Below are 19226 nucleotides of genomic sequence, written 5' to 3'. Positions count from 1 at the left end.
CTAATTTATTGAAAACCAAAAGGAACAGGAGCGTGCTTTTTTTTTCGATTTAAGGCTTTGTTAATTCATTATTACATTTCGATTTTGTAAATTCGTAACCTAAAAATTAACAAATGAGTAAATACGATATTATTGTTCTTGGAAGTGGTCCTGGTGGTTATGTAACAGCTATTAGAGCATCACAATTAGGTTTTAAAACTGCTATTGTTGAAAAAGAAAATCTTGGTGGGGTTTGTTTAAACTGGGGTTGTATTCCAACCAAAGCCTTATTAAAATCTGCTCAAGTTTTTGAATATCTAAAACATGCTGAAGATTACGGTTTAAAAGTAACAGATGCAGAACACGATTTTGATGCTGTTGTAAAACGTAGCCGTAACGTTGCAGACGGTATGAGTAAAGGTGTTCAGTTTTTACTAAAGAAAAATAAAGTAGACGTAATTGATGGTTTTGGAAAACTTAAACCAGGTAAAAAAATAGATGTTGATGGTACTGAATATAGCGCCGACAATATTATTATAGCTACAGGTGCTCGCTCTCGTGAGTTACCAAACTTACCGCAAGATGGTAAAAAAGTTATTGGATACAGACAAGCCTTAACGTTAAAAGAACAACCTAAGAAAATGATTGTGGTTGGTTCTGGAGCTATTGGTGTTGAGTTCGCATACTTTTACAACTCTATGGGAACTGATGTAACTATTGTTGAATATTTACCAAACATTGTACCTGTTGAAGATGAAGACGTATCTAAATTAGTTGAGCGTTCTTTCAAAAAATCTGGTATTAAAGTAATGACTTCTGCTGAAGTGACTACTGTTGATACATCTGGAGAAGGTGTAAAAGCTACAGTTAAAACTAGTAAAGGTGAAGAAGTTCTTGAAGCTGATATTATTTTAAGCGCTGTTGGTATTAAAACAAACATTGAAAACATTGGATTAGAAGATGTTGGAATTGTTGTGGATAGAGATAAAGTAATTGTTAACGATTTTTACCAAACTAATATTCCTGGATATTTTGCTATTGGAGATATTACTCCTGGGCCTGCTTTAGCACACGTTGCTTCTGCTGAAGGTATACTTTGTGTAGAAAAATTAGCTGGACAACACGTTGAAGCTTTAGACTACGGAAACATTCCTGGTTGTACTTACTGTACTCCTGAGATTGCATCTGTTGGTATCACTGAAAAGCAAGCTAAAGAACAAGGTTTAGATGTAAAGATTGGTAAATTCCCTTTCTCTGCTTCTGGAAAAGCTAGTGCTGGTGGAAACAAAGAAGGTTTTGTAAAAGTAATTTTTGATGCTAAGTACGGCGAATGGTTAGGATGCCATATGGTTGGTGCTGGTGTTACTGATATGATTGCTGAAGCTGTTTTAGGTAGAAAATTAGAAACTACAGGTCATGAAGTTTTAAAAACCATTCACCCACACCCAACAATGAGTGAGGCCGTTATGGAAGCTGTTGCAGCTGCTTATGATGAAGTAATACATATCTAATACTATTAGATATTATAAATATAAAAAGTGTGATTCAATATATTTTGAATCGCACTTTTTTTTTAGAATTTATATTTGCCGCTTAGTTTAAAAATAGAATTTGTAGTTGGTAAGTTTGAATTAAATGGCGCATCATCGGTTAAATTATAATTTAGCCTAGCCTCCATTAAAAACGATTCAGTAAAATCGTATTGCACACCTAAAGTTCCTGATGTAGATACATCTTCAATAACACCATTTTTTAATAATAAACGTGTTATTGGCCCAAACATAACACTAAATTTTTGAGTAAAACTGTATTTTGCAAGTATTGGAAATTCTTTCACCTTATAGTTTGTATTAAAACCTCCAAAGTTGGTTTCAATATTCTCTGCACGGATGTTCCAATTATCACTTATTCTATATTCCGAAAAGTAGTTTGAAAATGGTAAAACGCTGTTGTTTATGTTAACATCATCGGTTATCTCAAAGGCATCTTCCTTCTCTTTAGAATTTTCTTGAGCATTTACAATAAAAAATACAGGGCAGATAAAAAACAGAATAAGTAATTTTTGTTTCATATATAAATTATCGTAAACTTAATACTACACAAATTTAACCTTAATACCTGTTAATCTTTCACAATTTATTTATAATTTAAACTTAAAAGACTTTTACAAAAAGCTCTGTATAGCCAATCCGTAACTTGCCATACCAAAACCTAATATAACCCCTTTAGCATTTGGTGAAATGTAAGACTGGTGACGAAAAGCTTCGCGACCAAATGTATTAGAAATATGTACTTCTACAACAGGAGTGGAAATTCCTTTTATAGCATCGCCAATACCGATGGATGTGTGCGTATAAGCTCCTGCATTTAAAATAATACCATCTATACTAAAACCAACTTCGTGCAACTTATCTATAATCTCTCCCTCTATGTTAGACTGAAAATACTCTAAACTTACCGATGGATACTTTTCTTTTAATTCACTAAAAAAAGCTTCAAAAGTTAAGCTACCATAAATTTCAGGTTCGCGTTTACCTAACAAATTTAGATTTGGCCCGTTGATGATCATTAGTTTTTTCATATGGTAAATATATTTAATTTTTACGCATAAAAAAAGGAAGCCTTTACGACTTCCTTTTTTTTATTTTCAATAACTATTATTACTTAGAATACGAATAATACTCCAAATTTAGCAGTTCCACCAAAAGGATTGTTTACTTCACCTACTCCAAACTCAAAACTGTTTGTAGCTTTAGCTCCAGATACATCTACTTTAGAAGAAGAGTATGCTAAAACATTATCTAATCCGAAAGTAAGTGCAATGTTTTCTTTTACAAAATAGTTAAGACCTAAATCTAGACCAGCTCCAATTGAATTCACTTTAACATCAGAAATTTTGTCATCTAATGTGTTATACCCAACACCAAGTTCAGTATACGTTTTAAAACGTTTTCCTAAATCTAAAAAGTAATAACGTCCAAAAGCACCAATTCCAACATTTGAGTTTTTAGAAGTGTCAGTTCCAGAAGCAGAAGTTTTAGCTGTACCAAAATCTAATTGAACACCAACTGCTAAATCATCATTTAAAAAATAACCTACTTTTGGTGTAAAGTTAAAAGTGTTAGATTTTGTATCAAAGTTTTTGTCATTAGTACTGCTAAAACCTAAACTTCCTTCAACAAAAACGTTACCTTCTCCAAAACCAAATTCAGTAGTATCATCTTGTGCATTTACTGTAGTAAATCCGAAAACTGCAATTGCCGCAGCAAAAAATAATTTTTTCATAATTAAATTGTTTTATTTTAAATATTCCGCAAATTAAAGACTGTTTACCCGTTAAATTAACACTTAATCCCGCTTTGTGATAATTTTAACATTGTTTAGACTACAACTCATTGGTAATCAATATCTACAGAAAAAACTTTTTTTTTAACATAAAAAAAGCCGAAAATCAGTTTTTTTTCATCCTTAAATACACTGTGATTTCTTATTCATTTGTTTATTAAATACTTCCAAAAATATGAGCAATCCAATCTCTATTTAATCCAAAAAATTCTTTACTTTTATCATAATGAAATGGAGTCAAGCTTTAAAAGATTATACCTTTTATCTAAAAATAGAAAGAGGGTTATCTCAAAATTCAATTAACAGCTATGTACTAGATGTTGAAAAATTAATATCTTTTTTAGAGGAAAAAGATATTAACGAAACAGCTATTTCAATTACAGATGAAACCATTAGAGAATTTATCTATAACACCTCTAAACATATTAACGAGCGTTCACAGTCTCGATTAATATCTGGTTTACGTAGTTTTTTTAATTACTTGGTTTTCGAAGATTATAGACCAGACAACCCTTTGGAGCTTATAGAATCTCCTAAAATAGGAAGAAAACTTCCAGACACCTTATCAGAAGAAGAAATTGATAACCTTATAAAAGCCATAGATTTAAGCAAACCAGAAGGCGAACGTAATAGAGCCATGTTAGAAACACTATATGGCTGTGGCTTGCGTGTTAGTGAATTGGTGAATTTAAAACTATCGGATTTATTTTTTGAAGAAGGCTTTATAAAAGTTACCGGTAAAGGAGACAAACAGCGTTTTGTACCTATTATTGATGTTACTAAAAAATATATTGATATTTACAGAAAAGATATTAGAAAACACATGAACATTCAAGCAGGTTTTGAAGATACTTTGTTTTTAAACCGTCGGGGTAAACAATTAACAAGAGCCATGATTTTTACCATTATAAAACAGTTGGCAGTGAAAATAGATTTAAATAAAAGTATTTCTCCACATACATTTAGACATTCTTTTGCAACACATTTACTTCAAAACAATGCAGATTTAAGATCGATACAGCTTATGCTTGGGCACGAAAGTATAACCACCACCGAAATCTATGTGCACTTAGACAGAAACCATTTAACTAAGGTTGTAGAGAAATTTCATCCAAGAAAATAGTGCTTTTATCCGAGAAATATTGTTTCTTATGTAAGATTTGAAACAAAATCAAGACCAAAACTGTGACCTATTACTATTTAATGCGTCTAAATAGCACCTACTTATAATTCATATTACATTAATAACCCTAAGAAAACCAAATGATTAAGCGTATATTCTCCCCTATTCGTCGTCTATTTGAACATAGAACTAATTCTAATAACTCCAATAGTTTAAAATGGCAATTTGCTGTTGAAAACTCTAAAATTGGTGTTTGGGATTGGGATGCAAAGATGAACGAAGTGTTTTATTCAGTTGAATCTAAAAATATTTTAGGATACAATGATCATGAAATTGGTAACCATGCCGATGAATGGAACAAACGTGTACACCCAGAAGATAAAGCTGCTTACAATAGCGATTTTCAAAGACATATTACAGGCGAACTAGAACTCTACAAAAATGAACACCGTGTACTTTGTAAAGACGGTAGCTATAGATGGATTCTAGATAGCGGAAAAATTGTTAGTAAAGATAAAAACGGTAAACCGTTACGCATTATAGGTACACATATAGACATTACATCTCGTAAGCGGAATGAAGTGCTTTTAAATGAAAACTTCAACATAATTACAAGTCAAAATAAAAGACTTTATAATTTTACGCATATAGTTTCTCATAATTTAAGAACCCATATTGGTAACTTTAAAAACGTACTAGAGTTTCACGAGTCGTCTACAACGCAACAAGAAAAAGATGAAATGTTTAATTATTTAAAAACCATTTCGTCTGCGTTAACGACTACTATCACCAATTTAAATGACGTTATTAGTGTAAACTCAGAGTATAACGACCTAAACAATAACATAGGCATAAATGGTGTAGTTAGAGAAACATTAGGTAATCTATCTATTGAAATAGCTACAAAAAGAGCGACTATAAACACAGACTTGCCTTCTAACTTATATCTTAAAGGAAACTCGTCTTATTTAGAAAGTATATTCCATAACCTAATTTCTAACGCTGTAAAATACGTTCACCCTCAAAAGACACCAATAGTAAATATTAAAGGTGTTCAAACAGAGGAAGGCTTTGAAATTTCGATTTCGGACAACGGTATTGGTATTGATTTAGAAAAATATAAAGAGCAAGTTTTTGGAATGTACAACACATTTCACGAAAGCAGTAGAGACGATTCTGAAGGCATAGGTTTATATCTTACTAAAATACAAGTTGAAGATTTAGGAGGTAAAATTACTATTGATAGTAAACTAAACGAAGGCACGACATTTAAACTCTTTTTTCCAAAAGAAAAAGCTTTCCTTCTTAATAAAAAAAAGGAAAGCTTTAATACGTCTTCTACTTTAAACCAGTAGTTTATTTTGCAATATTAACTGCTCTTGTTTCTCTAATTACAGTAACTTTTACTTGTCCTGGATACGTCATATCTGTTTGGATTTTCTGAGAAATATTAAACGACAAATCAGCAGCTGTTTGATCGTTAACCTTTTCGCTTTCTACAATCACACGTAGTTCTCTACCGGCTTGAATAGCGTATGCTTTTTTAACACCACTAAATCCGAAAGCAATTTCCTCTAAGTCTTTTAAACGTTGAATATAACTGTCTAATACTTGTCTACGTGCTCCTGGTCTTGCTCCTGAGATTGCATCACAAACTTGTATAATTGGCGCTAGTAAAGATTTCATTTCAATTTCATCGTGGTGTGCTCCAATAGCATTTATTACATCGTCTTTCTCACCATATTTCTCAGCCCATTGCATTCCCAATATAGCATGTGGCGTTTCCATATCTGTTTCAGCATCTGGCACTTTTCCAATATCGTGTAATAACCCAGCACGTTTTGCAAGTTTAGGGTTTAAACCTAATTCTGCTGCCATCACTCCACAAAGCTTAGCAACCTCACGTGAGTGTTGTAATAAGTTTTGTCCGTAAGATGAACGATATTTCATTCTACCAACCATTTTAATAAGTTCTGGGTGTAGATTATGAATACCTAAATCGATAACCGTACGCTTACCAACTTCTATAATTTCCTGTTCTATTTGTTTTTGAGTTTTCTTAACTACTTCTTCAATTCGTGCAGGGTGAATTCTACCATCTGTCACTAATTTATGAAGTGATAATCTTGCTATTTCACGACGTACAGAATCGAAACAAGATAAGATAATAGCCTCTGGCGTATCATCAACAATAATTTCTACTCCTGTAGCTGCTTCAATGGCACGTATATTTCTACCTTCACGACCAATAATACGTCCTTTAACATCATCAGATTCGATATTAAATACAGATACACAGTTATCAACTGCTTCCTCTGTTCCAATACGCTGTATGGTGTTTATTATAATTTTCTTAGCGTCCTGTTCAGCTGTAAGCTTAGCTTCTTCTATAGAACTCTGTATAAAAGCCATCGCATCATTTTTAGCTTCACCTTTTAAAGACTCTACTAATTGCTCTTTAGCTTCTTCTGCCGAAAGACTAGAAATAACTTCTAATTGTTGTACTTGACTTCTGTGTAATCTTTCAACCTCTTCTTGTTTGCTTTCTAATACATCAAGTCTGTGGTTATAGTCCTTTATTTTACTCTCTAAACTATCGTTAGCTTTTTTACTCTTGGAAAGTTCATTTGATACTTGAGATTCTTTATCTCTAGTGCGCTTTTCAGCTTCACTCATTTTTTTATCACGACTTAAAATAACCTTTTCGTGTTCTGCTTTTAGCTCTAAGAATTTTTCTTTAGCCTGTAGCATTTTATCTTTTTTAATACTCTCACCTTCTAGGTTAGCTTGTTTAAGTATTGATGCTGCATTTTTTTTAGCGTTTTTTATAAGTTTAGACGCATTGTTTTTTTCTAACGTTTTTGCTATAATAAAGCCTATTGCAAGCCCTAATATAACACCACCTACTGCAAATATAATTGAGTTATCCATCGTTTAAATTAGTTGATTATAATATATAAAAAAGCCTACACTAGCATAAAGTTTTGTATAAACTCCTTAAAAACAAGTTTAGGGCTAACAAGCTGATCAAGGATCTGTCTAACACTAAATAAATTTAGTGTTGCAGCCTGCTTTTACAACTTAAACTCACCCTTTTTAAAGAATTAACGTTGAGTTTATCAAAAAAAATAACCAATGTAGGCAGTAACTTTTTAGTTTATTTTAAAGAACGAATTAAGAGCCTATGTGAGAATCTAACAAACTATTAAGCGCAACAAGCTTTTCTTCAACATGCTCGTTTATATTTGTTTTATCTATAGACTTCTGCTCTACTTGAGATGCAAATTGCAAGGCACACATAGCCAAAACGTCTTGTTTATCTCGAACAGAATAACTTTGCTCAAATTTTTTAATCATTACTTCAATGTTCTTTGCCGCCTTACGTAAACCTTCTTCTTGACTTGGGTCAATAGTTAAAGGATATACGCGATTAGCAATAGATAGCTTTATTTTAAGCTTGTCGGACATTGAATTTAATTAGCACTATTCAGATAGTTGTCCAATACAATGGTCAATTTCTCTAATTAGGGCATTTATTTTAAGCTTAGTTTCTCTTTTATTATCGTCACCACCAAGCATTGAATTTGCAATTTTAAGAGCTTCATATTTTTCTTCCCAATTAGCATTTAGCTTTTTTTGGTTCAAAATTTCCTGCTTTGAAACTTCTAATTCTTCATTTAATTTCAAATTAGTTTGCTTTAAAAGCTCTATTTTATGTAATACTTTGCTAATTTTGTTTTCTAACGAATCTACAATATCCTCAATATTACTCATTTACAAATTTCAATACTTATCTTACAAAGTTAACCAAGTTCGCTATAAATTACAATAGTTTTTCAATAAATTTTTAGATTATTCCTTTAAACTCCTTTTAAATACAATGGCTTAGTTTTTGCTTTATTCTTTGTGTTTTCATCTCAAATTAATATTTTAGCAGTTACATTTATTCTATGAAATTTATCCTTTCCCTTCTTTTGTTCTGTTCGTTTTTATTGAACGCCCAAAACAACTATCCACAAGATTATTTTGCAAATCCTTTAGAGGGTACTTTGGTACTCGCTGGTACTTTTGCCGAACTGCGGTCTAATCATTTCCATTCCGGACTCGATATTAAAACCAAACAACGCATTGGCTTAAAAGTAAATGCTTCGGCAAGCGGATTTGTAAGCCGTATTAAAATTGCACATTACGGTTACGGTAAAGCTCTATACATTACACACCCAAACGGTTATACTACAGTGTATGCGCATTTATCAAAACTATCTCCAGAAATTGAAGCTTACATAAAAAAGAAGCAATACGAGGCCGAAAGTTATGAAATTGAGCTATTTCCTACTCCAGAAGAATTACCTGTAACGCAAGGTGAACTTGTGGCTTATAGTGGAAACACGGGCAGTTCTGGCGGTCCTCACCTACATTTTGAAATTAGAAACAAAGACGAGCACCCCATAAACCCAATGCTTTTTGGCATTGACATTCTAGACACTAAAGCCCCTGTTGTGCAATCACTTTACGTGTACCCTTTAGATAGCACTTCATTTGTAAATAAGAAGAATAAAAAGCAAAAAGTAAGATTGGTGCCTCTAAAAAATGGTGATTTTGTTACCGAAAAAATCGATGCCATTGGAAATATTGGTTTTGGAATTAAAACTATTGACCGACAAGATTTGGCAGGAAACTCTAATGGTGTGTACAACATACAAACCGTAATTAATGGTTTGCGTAATTTTGAAATTGATTTTAAAGAATTTTCATTCGATGAAACAAAACACATTAATGCCTTAATCGATTACGAGCATTTTAAAACTAAAAGAGAACGCATTCAACGTTTGTACCGACAAGACAACCAATTAAGCTTATATAAATCGGTATCTAACAATGGTATTTTAACTATAAAAGATAGCACCAATTCCGTTTACAAAATTAGAGTATCCGATTATAAAAACAATTCAACCTGGATTACCGTTAATATAAAGGGAACAAAAAAGACCATTACCGAACCCAAGGAAAAGAAAATAACACCTTATTTTATTAAAGCCGATCAAGTAACCAATTTAAAACAAGATAAAATTACTGTCGATTTTTATAAAGATACTTTTTACAACGATTTTTATTTAGATTTTGAAGTAAAAAACGACACCTTATTATTGCATGACGATACGGTACCAACACAAAAAAGTTTCAATATCTCTTTTGATGTTAGCCAATATAACGATGCCGATAAAAGCAAACTATTTATTGCTCGTCTACTTGGCTACAAAGATTACCCAGCTTATTCTACAACAAAAAGAAAAGGCGATATTTTATCGACTACCACAAAATATTTAGGAAAATACGCGTTAGCAACAGATAGCGTTCCTCCTACTATTAAGGCAGATAATTTTAAAAATAAGCAATGGTTAAGTAATTTTAGATATCTAAAAGTTAAAATTAGCGACGATCTTTCTGGCATTTCTAATTACCGAGCAACCATTAACGGGAAATTTATTTTAATGGAATACGAATACAAAACAAATACTTTAACTTACGATTTTAATGATGGCGATTTTACAGACACTAACAATAATTTAAAAGTTATTGTTACTGATAATGTTGGAAATAGCTCTACTTTTGAAGCGTTATTTTACAGGAAATAACACGAACTAACTCATCAATTCATTTGAAAACAAAACTTTTAATTTTCAGTTTATTTTTTTGGAACCTTTACAATGGGGTTGCGCAAACAGCAACTATAAAAGGTATTATTTTAGATGAAAACAATTTACCCGTAGAACAGGTGAGTATTAAATCTGGTACGCAAGGCACCATTAGTAATACCAACGGGTTTTACAGTTTAACTATAAATATAAATGAAGATGTTTTAGTTGAATTTACACATTTAGCTTTCAAGAAAATATCGAGTACTTTTAATTTGAAAAACGGAGAAATCTTCGAATTCAATCCTGTAATGAGTACTTCTCTCGAGCAAATAGCCGCTGTTGTAGTAACAAGCAACCGCAGAAAAGATATTGAAGGTATAATTACTATAAAACCAGAAACCATTAGAAAAATACCCGGTGCTAATGCCGGTGTAGAAAACCTATTAATGACCTTACCAGGCGTTAGTAATAATAACGAATTGAGCACACAGTACTCTGTTCGCGGTGGAAATTACGATGAGAATTTGGTTTACGTGAATGATATAGAAGTGTATCGTCCGTTTTTAATTCGTTCCGGCCAACAAGAAGGTCTAAGTTTTGTAAACTCTAATTTGGTGCAAAATGTTGATTTTTCAGCAGGTGGATTTCAAGCTAAATATGGCGATAAATTATCTTCAGTTTTAGATATTACCTATAAAACACCTTACCAGTTTGAAGTTAATGCCGATTTGAGTTTACTTGGCGGAAGTCTTTCCGTAGAAAATATTAGTAAAGATTCTAAATTTACAAGCATTATAGGTTTACGTTATCGCGACAATAGTTTGCTAGTTGATGCTAAGGAAACCGAAACTAATGTTAAACCAACCTTTGCAGATGCTCAAGCATTTTTGACTTATAAATTTACCGATAAATTTCATTTGAGTTTTTTAGGAAACGCCTCTATCAATAAATACAATTTTGAACCGCAAAGCCGACAGACCAATTTTGGAACACTTGCCGATCCTATTGCGCTTTTAGTATTTTATGAAGGACAAGAAAAAGATGAATATCAAACCTATTTTGGAGCTTTTAAAGGAAGCTATTTTGCAAATGATGATTTAACATTAAAGTTAATAGCCTCAACTTACCACACTACAGAAGAAGAGTATTTTGATATTTTAGCACAATATAGATTAGGTGAAGTTAATAGTAATATTGGTGACGAGAATTTAGGAGAGGTAGAATTTAGCGAAGGTGTTGGTAGTCAATTAAATCATGGCCGAAACGATCTTGACGCCTTAATTACAAATATTGAGCATAAAGGCGATTTAAGAATTGAAGATAACCATATTGAATGGTCTATAAAATATACTCACGAAGATATTAGAGACCGCTTAGTAGAATGGGAAACCATAGATTCGGCAGGATTCTCTATTAGGCCTCCAAAAACAGTAGCAAACGAGCAACCTTATACGCCATTTAGCGGTCCGCTAGAACCTTATCAAAATATTAGAGCTACAAATAGCACGCAAATTAATAGACTGCAAGCCTATGCGCAATGGAGTAAACGCTCTACTATAGGCAATAGCGATGTTTGGTACAATGCCGGAGGGCGTATACATAGTTGGTCGGTTTCGGGAGATGGAATATCTGGAAGCAATCAAATCGTATTTAGTCCGCGTGCACAATTCACTATAAAACCTAATTGGGAAAAAGATATGCTATTTAGAGTAGCTACAGGTTTATATTATCAGCCACCTTTCTATCGTGAGTTACGTGATGCTTCGGGAACAATTCAGCCTGATGTTAAAGCTCAAAAATCACTTCATGTTGTATTAGGAAACGATTATAGTTTTAAAATGTGGGAACGCCCCTTTAAATTAACTACCGAACTTTATTATAAAGGCATTACCGATGTTAATCCGTACACTTTAGAAAACGTACGTATCCGTTATGCTGCCAATAATAATGCTGAAGCTTATGCATATGGTTTAGATATGCGCTTAAACGGAGAGTTTGTTCCTGGAACCGAATCTTGGTTTAGTTTTGGATACTTAAAAAATGAGGAGAATATAGATAATCGTGGCTATATTGCACGCCCAACAGATCAGCGTTTAAAGTTTGCTGCCTTATTTCAAGATTATGTACCTAATGTACCAAACATGAAAGTGTATTTAAATCTAGTTTACAATACAGGCTTACCAGGTGGATCGCCAAGTTATGCCGATCCTTACGATTATCAAAACAGATTACCAGATTACAAACGTGCCGATTTAGGGTTACAATTTGTGGTAGTCGATGATAAAAAACAATTTGATCGTGGTTGGAGAAAGCCTTTTAAAGCTTTGTCTTTTGGGTTTGAAATCTATAACATGTTTGATGCTCAAAACTCTATAACAAACACTTGGGTACGCGATGTATATAGCAAACGCCAATATGCGATTCCTAATTACTTAACACCGCGTGTTTTTAATGTAAAAACTAGTATGAGGTTTTAATATTAACGTTTTATTTAATAGATAAATTCTCTGAAAAAACAGCAAGTTCATCTGTACCTGAACCTGTTAAGCGCTGAACATAAACCTCTATACTTTCACCTGCTATTAAATCAATATCGGCATTTAATGATACATTTTGAATTTGAAGATCACTATCAATACGTACAACTGCGTTAGATTCAGTAACTAAAACACCTTCTTTAGCAATAACAAAAGCGTAAAAATTACCTGCAGCATTATCTACACGAATAGACATCGATACATTTACTTGAAATTTTCTAGGTTTAATACCATCATAGGTTAATTTATTATTCCCTTCAGACGCTATAAACCGAAACAATCTAGGAGCATCAAAACCACCTGTGCCTTGTACTTCAACAGGAGTGCCGTTAGATATAAATTGAGAAAACCCCGTTGTTAAAGTACCATTAAAGTAAAAATTACCAGATGCTACCCCATCTGTTTCTACGGGAATTCCCGGGCTATCCACATCCCATTTATTAGAAAAATCGTAGCCAGTATAAGGAGAAGAACCATTAACATAATTGCCTCCTCCATAAAAATTAACATTACTTATATTTCCACTAGTCAAAGCTGATACTCCTGTGATATCGATTGCCGCTGTTGCGCCCACTACTTTACTAAAACCACCTTGTTTGGCTATAATATCAAAGTCACCTGTAAAAGTTTGATAAATACCTGTATTATCACTAGCCCATCCTTCAGAATTTAAAAGTAACTGGTGTATATCATCAAAAGTAATTCCTGCTGCATTACTTACGTACTGTACAATACTAATAAAAACTAATCCATATGAAGAAATAGTACCAACCGAAGTTGAGTTCGCTACAACACTATCTCGAAACACAAAACGCTCTGTTCCAGTACTACCCGTTAGATTAAATACCGCTGCTCCAGGTCCAGAGGCTACTAAAGTAAGCCCCCTAATAGAACCGCCAGTATCACCTTCAAAAATAGTACCTCCAACTCGCATTAAAATATCTTCGTTTGTATCCTCTCCAACTAAATAAGCACCATTTAAATTAATTGGTGCAGCTAAAGTTATTGTGCCATTAATTTCATACATAAAGTCGGTAGTAAATAAGTATTCGGTTCCACCACCCGCAGCAAGCTCATCGGCCAAATCGGCTGCAGATTTCACTAATTTATAATTATCTCTAGTTACTGATCCTTCTAACTCAACCCAAACTGTTCCGTCAAAATAGAAAAAAGAACCTTCATCGATATCGAAAACCATTAAACCTTCTGCAGGAGAAGCAATAGCAATTCGCTGTGCAGTTGTCATTCTTGGTGTTAAAATTCCTTGAGTTGTAGATTCTATATCTAGAATTGAAGAAGCATCAGGAGTAGTTGTTCCTATACCTACTTGTGCATATGTTGGTATCTGAAAAAGGACTAAAAATAATAATCCGATAAAAATAGTAGTGTTCTTCATGTTCGCTTAGCTTTAAGTTACTCTAAATATAATAAATAAAGCGCAAAGTTAAGCATAAAAAATCAGTTAAACACTACAAAAACACATTTAAACGTTAAAAACAATCATTTAATCGGATTTATTATATAAAAACAAATTATTATTAAGCGAATTCCTTCAAAATAGAAATCACATAGTCAACCTCTGCTTTTGTATTAAAAATACTAAATGAGAATCTTAAAGACGGTTTCTCTAAATCGTCACCAGATAATATTTCGGATAAAACATGCGATTTTTTATTACTTCCACTTTGGCACGCACTGCCTTTAGAACAAGCAATACCTTTTAAATCTAATTGAAAGAGCAGCATAGCAGATTTATTTGCCGGAATTGGCAAGCAAACATTAATTAAGGTATAAGTGCTTTTTTCTAAATTCTCTGACTCTCCATTAAAGGTAACACCCGGTAAAGCCGCCTTAATTTCATTTATAAAATATAATTTCAGGCCATTAATATATTCATGCTCTTCTTCTGCACGTTCGTGACATAATTTTAGAGCCGCCTCTAAACCAGCAATATTGTGCACACTCTCTGTACCTGCTCGAAGTCCGCGTTCTTGCTCTCCTCCAAAAATTAAAGGTTTAAGGTATCCTATATTTTTTCTGATAAAAGCAAAACCAACACCTTTTGGACCATGGAATTTATGACCTGCTGCAGCTATAAAATCAACTTGAATATCTTGTAAATCTAAATTATAGTGCCCTACAGATTGTACGGCATCACTATGGAAAAGTGCATTATTAGCTTTACATAAATTAGAAACATGCTTAATATCGGTAATGTTGCCAATTTCATTATTAATGTGCATTAAGCTCACCAATGTTTTGGTTTCTGTTTGTAATAAGGATTCCAAATGATTAAAATCCAAATTCCCTTTGCTGTCCAAATTAACAAAACTGACATCAATGTTATGGCTTTCCTGTAAAGCTTCTACTGTATGTAAAACGGCATGATGTTCAATTTTTGTGGTTATAATATGCTTAACGCCTAAATCGCGAACGGCACTATTCAAAATTAAATTATCAGCCTCTGTGCCACCCGATGTAAAAATAATTTCACTAGCCGAAACATTTAAACAACTCGCTATGGCCTTTCTAGATTTTTCGATTAAAGATTTTGAAGACCTCCCGAAACTGTGTGAAGATGATGGGTTTCCGAAGTTTGCTTTCAAAACTTGAGCCATAACATCAATAACTTCATCTCTCAGTTCTGTTGTTGCGGCATTATCAAAATATACTGGTTTCATATTACTTTATTAAGCAACAAAAATACTTCAAATAAAATTATTTCTAATATCGTTCGTTATTAGTTTGAAATGAATTTTACAACATTGCAAAATTCAGTTTACTCATTATTTTTTATTACATATTAAGTAGGTTAAAAAAATGATAAAAACGAATTTAATCTGTAATTTTGAAGTTTATTTGTTATCAATATCAATTCCACTATTTTTGTGGCAAAATAGATGTCCATGCGTAAGTTAATTTATATTTTTATTGCTGTTTGTTTAATTTCAATCCAAGGCTGTGATGATGGTGATATTATTACCGTAGAGCTTGAATTCGACGATGAGTTTAGCGCATGCGAAGGTGTATCAGATCTTGTTCTTTATAAAACGAAAGACGATCCATCAGAATCTTTATCAGTATTAATTTCTGATTTGACTTTAGATGAAATTCTAGCGGTAGAAAGTAATGATTCTCTAGAACTTGCCTTAGGTGCTACGTTTTACTATAGAACTTATAGTGATGAAAGTTTACCCTCAACCCTATTTTGTAACGATATTCCTGATGAAGTAACGATTACTTCTAGTGAAAGTGATGCTTGTACTGCGGAAATTTTAACTGTTTTAACTAAAGATGATGAAGATGGAATTTTAGCAAGCTTAGAAGATCTAGATGGTGATGGCGATTTAACTAATGATGATACTGATGGTGATGGTTTACCAAATTATATTGATTGGGATGATGATGGTGATAATATTTTAACTGAAGATGAAAACCCAGACCCAAATGGTGATGGTGATTTAGAAGATGCTCAAGATACCGATGGTGATGGTATTCCTGATTATTTAGATGCTGATGATGATGACGATGGTGTTTTAACTCGTGATGAAGAAAATGACTCACAAGATCAACGTCCAAATAATGATATTACTAACAGTGATGTTGGTGCAGATTATTTAAATCCTGCCGTTGCAGAAACAGTTCCGGCAACAGCTTATAGAGAACATACAATTTACTACACCTATTTAGTAACTGTAAACTTGCAAGAAATTAGCTTAAGCTTTTTATCTCAAGACGATTTTGATTTTGGTGTTTTAAGCGATAGTGGTTTAACATCATCGGAAAGTGTAACACCAGATTTTGAGTAGGCTTTAATTAACACTTACATTTTGGTAAATATAAACTTCGGTGGCGCCTAAACCATATTTTTGGTAATTGGCGTCGTAATATTTAACGTTGTTGTAGCGACCAAATAAATATTCTAATTCCATTTTAAGCACACCTTCTCCAACACCATGGATAAATACAATTTTCTGTATGCGTTTAGAAATAGCCCAATCTAGCTTATACCTTGCTGTATCTAATTGGGTGGTTAACATATCGTGATTACTCATGCCTCTAGAGGATTTTACAAGTTGATTAATATGTAAATCGACCTCCATTGTAGGTTCAAATCTTTCTTTTGGTTTTACTCTAACAGATTTTCTGCGACCTGGTTTTTCTTTTTCATCTAAAACAGAACTTAAACTTTTATGAGAAAAAACACCAGTAGAAAAATCGCTCTTTGAAGTATCTTTAACGAGTTCTTCGGCTTCAAAATCTAACAAAAAACCATCGATTGTTTCAATAGATATTGTATTTCCGGCAATAGATTTTATATGCCCAGACAGGTTTTCATCTAAAACTAAAACAAAATCGTTTACTTTAAATTTCATAGTAATTAGTTTTCTATTGAGTCGTTGTTTTCTAAATCTTCATCCCTTTTACTTGGTACTAATTTAGAAATTCTATAAACTCCCATCATTAAAAAAACAATACCAACCATTAGTAAATACTGGTTCTGCTCTGCACCAACTTTAGCATACATAGCAACTACTGCTCCAACTAAAATTAATATATAATTTAAATACTTCATTCGGCAAATTTAAACAAATACTAATCAAAATAATTGAGATTATAATTTCTTAAATTACTCAAAAACATTAAATCATTAATTATCAAACACTTAATTTTTAACCATTTTATATAAATAATATGATGTTAACAAAGTTTTAGTATATTTGTATTGTTCCATATTCATTAAAAAACTATGATAAAACCTACACCAAACATCCGTGAAACGCTTTTTAGCTCGTTAAAATGCAGTTTAACGAAAGAAAAAACAACTATTTTATCAATTAGATTTGGTCTGTTCTTCACAGTATTATTATGTCAATTTGCAGAAGCTCAACTAGCTGTAAGAAACAATGCATATGTTTATGTAAATGATGAAATTGTATTTGTTGAAGATGATATTAACCTAGGAGAACCTGCAAGTACAATATATTTAAGAACTGAAGCTCAAATAATACAAGGTATTGGAACTACAGGAAACTCAGGAGAAGGCGCATTAAGTGTTTACCAAGATGGAAATGTTGGAGCTTACGAATATAACTATTGGTGTTCGCCTACAGGACTTCCTGCTGCTACTGCCGGAAATGGCTTATTTGGAATTACACTACTTAATGACATTGTAGATGATGTAAATTCTACTTCTGCAGGTACAACCCACCAGCCTGGCTATAATGGAACATCTGCCCCTTTGAATATAGAGCCTTATTGGATTTGGACTTACCCTGCAGGAACAGACTATACAGGTTGGGTATACGCAGGGGACGCAACACTTATAGCTCCTGGATATGGCTTTTCTATGAAAGGCACTGTTGGCTCTGGAGAAAATCAGAACTACGATTTTAGAGGTAAACCAAATACAGGAACAATTAGCATCACTGTTGTCAATGGCTCCGAAACTCTTGTTGGAAACCCATACCCTTCTGCAATGGATGCTCACGCTTACATATGGGATGCTGAGAATAGAAATGTTTTTGATGGCGTTTTACGCTATTGGGAACAAGACCCTACTACCGATTCTCATAATTTAGCTAGTTATGATGGCGGATATACAACATATACTATTGATGAGTTTTCTTTCGTCCCTACTATTGTTCCAGCTGTCTTTAAAACTTATAATACAGACGGTACTGAAGCTGGAAATAGTGGCACAACCAATACAGGCAAAATACCTGAACGTTATATTCCTATTGGACAAGGATTTAAGATTTTAGCTAATGCTAGTGGAACCTTGAAAGCAAAAAATAGTCATCGTGTTTATGAAAAAGAATCTGGCGGAAATAGTGCTTTTTTCAAATCGGCTAACTCCAAAGGGGAAAAAACTGAAAATTCAATTTTCACAACTGTAGCTGAGGACACGAAACGCTTTAGATTAAATATTAGCTTTAACAACCTTTACTCAAGACAACTAGTTGAGACTTTTAATGATCGCGCTACTGAAAGTTTTGATCGTGGATTAGAAATTAAACAAAACGAAAATGATAAGCTTGGATCTGATGCTTACTGGCTCTTGGAAAATGAAGCTTATCTCGCTCAAGCACTACCTTTTAATGAAGCAATGAAAATACCTTTACATATTACGATAGCTAATGATATGCCAGTAAACATTAAAATCGCAGATGTTCAAAATTTCGATTCAGATTTACCAATTTTCATTCATGACAAAACAACTGACCTATATGTTAATTTACAAAGTCAAGACTTTAGTGTAAACCTCGATGCAGGAAATTACACGGAACGTTTTGAAGTTACGTTTAGAGCAGACGTTACATTGGCTACCGAAGAACATCTTGTAGATAGCATGGACGCTATTCAAAATAACACAACAGATATACTTAAGGTTTTAAATCCTTCGAATTTAGATATAAAATCTATTTTGGTATATGATGTTTCAGGAAAACAAGTAATAACAGAGAGACCTAATGACATTTCTAATGCTTACGAGCTTTCTACAAAACAACTTAGTACAGGTGTTTATATTGTAAAAGCAACACTAGATAACAACACAACATTCAATAAAAAGATAATTATTAATTAAACCATTTTAATACT

At 32.9% G+C, this 19226-nt stretch carries 17 protein-coding genes and 1 other RNA gene; 7 read left to right on the top strand and 11 right to left on the bottom strand.

Annotated features, from left to right (window positions below; translation table 11 throughout):
* Window positions 1-113 precede the first annotated feature (113 nt).
* Window positions 114-1490 (top strand): dihydrolipoyl dehydrogenase, encoded by a 1377-nt coding sequence (lpdA, locus tag DFQ06_RS01535; RefSeq protein ID WP_133965643.1) that lies wholly within the window; start codon window positions 114-116, stop codon window positions 1488-1490.
* A gap of 62 nt (window positions 1491-1552) precedes the next feature.
* On the opposite strand, the gene DFQ06_RS01530 is transcribed toward lpdA, so the two are convergent.
* From DFQ06_RS01530 to DFQ06_RS01520, 3 genes are all read right to left on the bottom strand, one after another.
* Window positions 1553-2050 (bottom strand): hypothetical protein, encoded by a 498-nt coding sequence (locus DFQ06_RS01530; RefSeq protein ID WP_133965641.1) that lies wholly within the window; start codon window positions 2048-2050, stop codon window positions 1553-1555.
* 93 nt (window positions 2051-2143) lie between these two features.
* Window positions 2144-2560 (bottom strand): type II 3-dehydroquinate dehydratase, encoded by a 417-nt coding sequence (gene aroQ / locus DFQ06_RS01525; protein ID WP_042503835.1) that lies wholly within the window; start codon window positions 2558-2560, stop codon window positions 2144-2146.
* Window positions 2561-2643: 83 nt separating this feature from the next.
* Window positions 2644-3264: an outer membrane beta-barrel protein gene (locus tag DFQ06_RS01520; protein WP_042494748.1), complete on the bottom strand. Its 621-nt coding sequence runs from the start codon at window positions 3262-3264 to the stop codon at window positions 2644-2646.
* Window positions 3265-3550: 286 nt separating this feature from the next.
* On the opposite strand from DFQ06_RS01520, the gene xerD reads away from it, so the two are divergent.
* Both xerD and DFQ06_RS01510 read left to right on the top strand, forming a co-directional pair.
* Complete coding sequence (gene xerD, locus DFQ06_RS01515; RefSeq protein ID WP_074936308.1) at window positions 3551-4447, top strand: site-specific tyrosine recombinase XerD; 897 nt, start codon at window positions 3551-3553, stop codon at window positions 4445-4447.
* Window positions 4448-4587: 140 nt separating this feature from the next.
* Window positions 4588-5802: a sensor histidine kinase gene (locus DFQ06_RS01510; protein WP_052415273.1), complete on the top strand. Its 1215-nt coding sequence runs from the start codon at window positions 4588-4590 to the stop codon at window positions 5800-5802.
* A 1-nt stretch (window position 5803) separates the two neighbouring features.
* Here DFQ06_RS01510 and rny read toward each other — a convergent pair whose 3' ends face one another.
* The 4 genes from rny to DFQ06_RS01490 all read right to left on the bottom strand — a co-directional run bounded on the left by rny (window position 5804) and on the right by DFQ06_RS01490 (window position 8221).
* Window positions 5804-7378 carry a ribonuclease Y gene (gene rny / locus DFQ06_RS01505; protein WP_074936310.1) on the bottom strand — a complete coding sequence of 525 codons (1575 nt, stop codon included), beginning with the start codon at window positions 7376-7378 and terminating at the stop codon, window positions 5804-5806.
* A 59-nt stretch (window positions 7379-7437) separates the two neighbouring features.
* Window positions 7438-7563: non-coding RNA, 6S RNA (ssrS, locus tag DFQ06_RS01500), on the bottom strand.
* A 58-nt stretch (window positions 7564-7621) separates the two neighbouring features.
* Complete coding sequence (locus DFQ06_RS01495; RefSeq protein WP_042494747.1) at window positions 7622-7915, bottom strand: cell division protein ZapA; 294 nt, start codon at window positions 7913-7915, stop codon at window positions 7622-7624.
* A gap of 15 nt (window positions 7916-7930) precedes the next feature.
* Window positions 7931-8221, bottom strand: coding sequence for a hypothetical protein (locus DFQ06_RS01490; protein WP_042494746.1), 291 nt, complete (start codon window positions 8219-8221; stop codon window positions 7931-7933).
* Window positions 8222-8397: 176 nt separating this feature from the next.
* On the opposite strand from DFQ06_RS01490, the gene DFQ06_RS01485 reads away from it, so the two are divergent.
* Both DFQ06_RS01485 and DFQ06_RS01480 read left to right on the top strand, forming a co-directional pair.
* Window positions 8398-10083 (top strand): M23 family metallopeptidase, encoded by a 1686-nt coding sequence (locus DFQ06_RS01485; RefSeq protein ID WP_133965639.1) that lies wholly within the window; start codon window positions 8398-8400, stop codon window positions 10081-10083.
* 23 nt (window positions 10084-10106) lie between these two features.
* The gene (locus DFQ06_RS01480; protein ID WP_133965637.1) at window positions 10107-12563 is read left to right on the top strand and encodes a TonB-dependent receptor; all 2457 of its coding nucleotides are present in this window, start codon (window positions 10107-10109) and stop codon (window positions 12561-12563) included.
* 10 nt (window positions 12564-12573) lie between these two features.
* Here DFQ06_RS01480 and DFQ06_RS01475 read toward each other — a convergent pair whose 3' ends face one another.
* Both DFQ06_RS01475 and DFQ06_RS01470 read right to left on the bottom strand, forming a co-directional pair.
* Window positions 12574-14019, bottom strand: a complete 1446-nt coding sequence (locus tag DFQ06_RS01475) for a cell wall anchor protein (RefSeq protein WP_133965635.1) — start codon at window positions 14017-14019, stop codon at window positions 12574-12576.
* Between the two features lie 142 nt (window positions 14020-14161).
* The gene (locus tag DFQ06_RS01470) at window positions 14162-15304 is read right to left on the bottom strand and encodes a cysteine desulfurase family protein (protein ID WP_133965633.1); all 1143 of its coding nucleotides are present in this window, start codon (window positions 15302-15304) and stop codon (window positions 14162-14164) included.
* 225 nt (window positions 15305-15529) lie between these two features.
* Here DFQ06_RS01470 and DFQ06_RS01465 point away from each other — a divergent pair, with 225 nt between their 5' ends.
* Window positions 15530-16432 (top strand): hypothetical protein, encoded by a 903-nt coding sequence (locus tag DFQ06_RS01465; RefSeq protein WP_133965631.1) that lies wholly within the window; start codon window positions 15530-15532, stop codon window positions 16430-16432.
* Window positions 16433-16435: 3 nt separating this feature from the next.
* Here the strand turns inward: DFQ06_RS01465 and DFQ06_RS01460 are convergent, their stop codons facing one another.
* Window positions 16436-16999 carry a Smr/MutS family protein gene (locus tag DFQ06_RS01460; protein ID WP_133965629.1) on the bottom strand — a complete coding sequence of 188 codons (564 nt, stop codon included), beginning with the start codon at window positions 16997-16999 and terminating at the stop codon, window positions 16436-16438.
* A gap of 5 nt (window positions 17000-17004) precedes the next feature.
* A complete protein-coding gene (locus tag DFQ06_RS01455; protein ID WP_042494742.1) occupies window positions 17005-17199 on the bottom strand; it encodes a hypothetical protein in 195 nt (64 codons plus the stop codon).
* A 174-nt stretch (window positions 17200-17373) separates the two neighbouring features.
* Between DFQ06_RS01455 and DFQ06_RS01450 the strand changes: the two genes are divergently transcribed.
* Window positions 17374-19212, top strand: coding sequence for a T9SS type A sorting domain-containing protein (locus DFQ06_RS01450; protein WP_133965627.1), 1839 nt, complete (start codon window positions 17374-17376; stop codon window positions 19210-19212).
* Window positions 19213-19226: the final 14 nt, after the last annotated feature.

Origin of the sequence: Algibacter lectus (genome assembly GCF_004368925.1) — a bacterium.
In the GTDB taxonomy this organism is placed as follows: domain Bacteria; phylum Bacteroidota; class Bacteroidia; order Flavobacteriales; family Flavobacteriaceae; genus Algibacter; species Algibacter lectus.
Note: the sequence above shows the minus strand (reverse complement) of the source record. Positions and strands in the feature narration are given on the sequence as shown.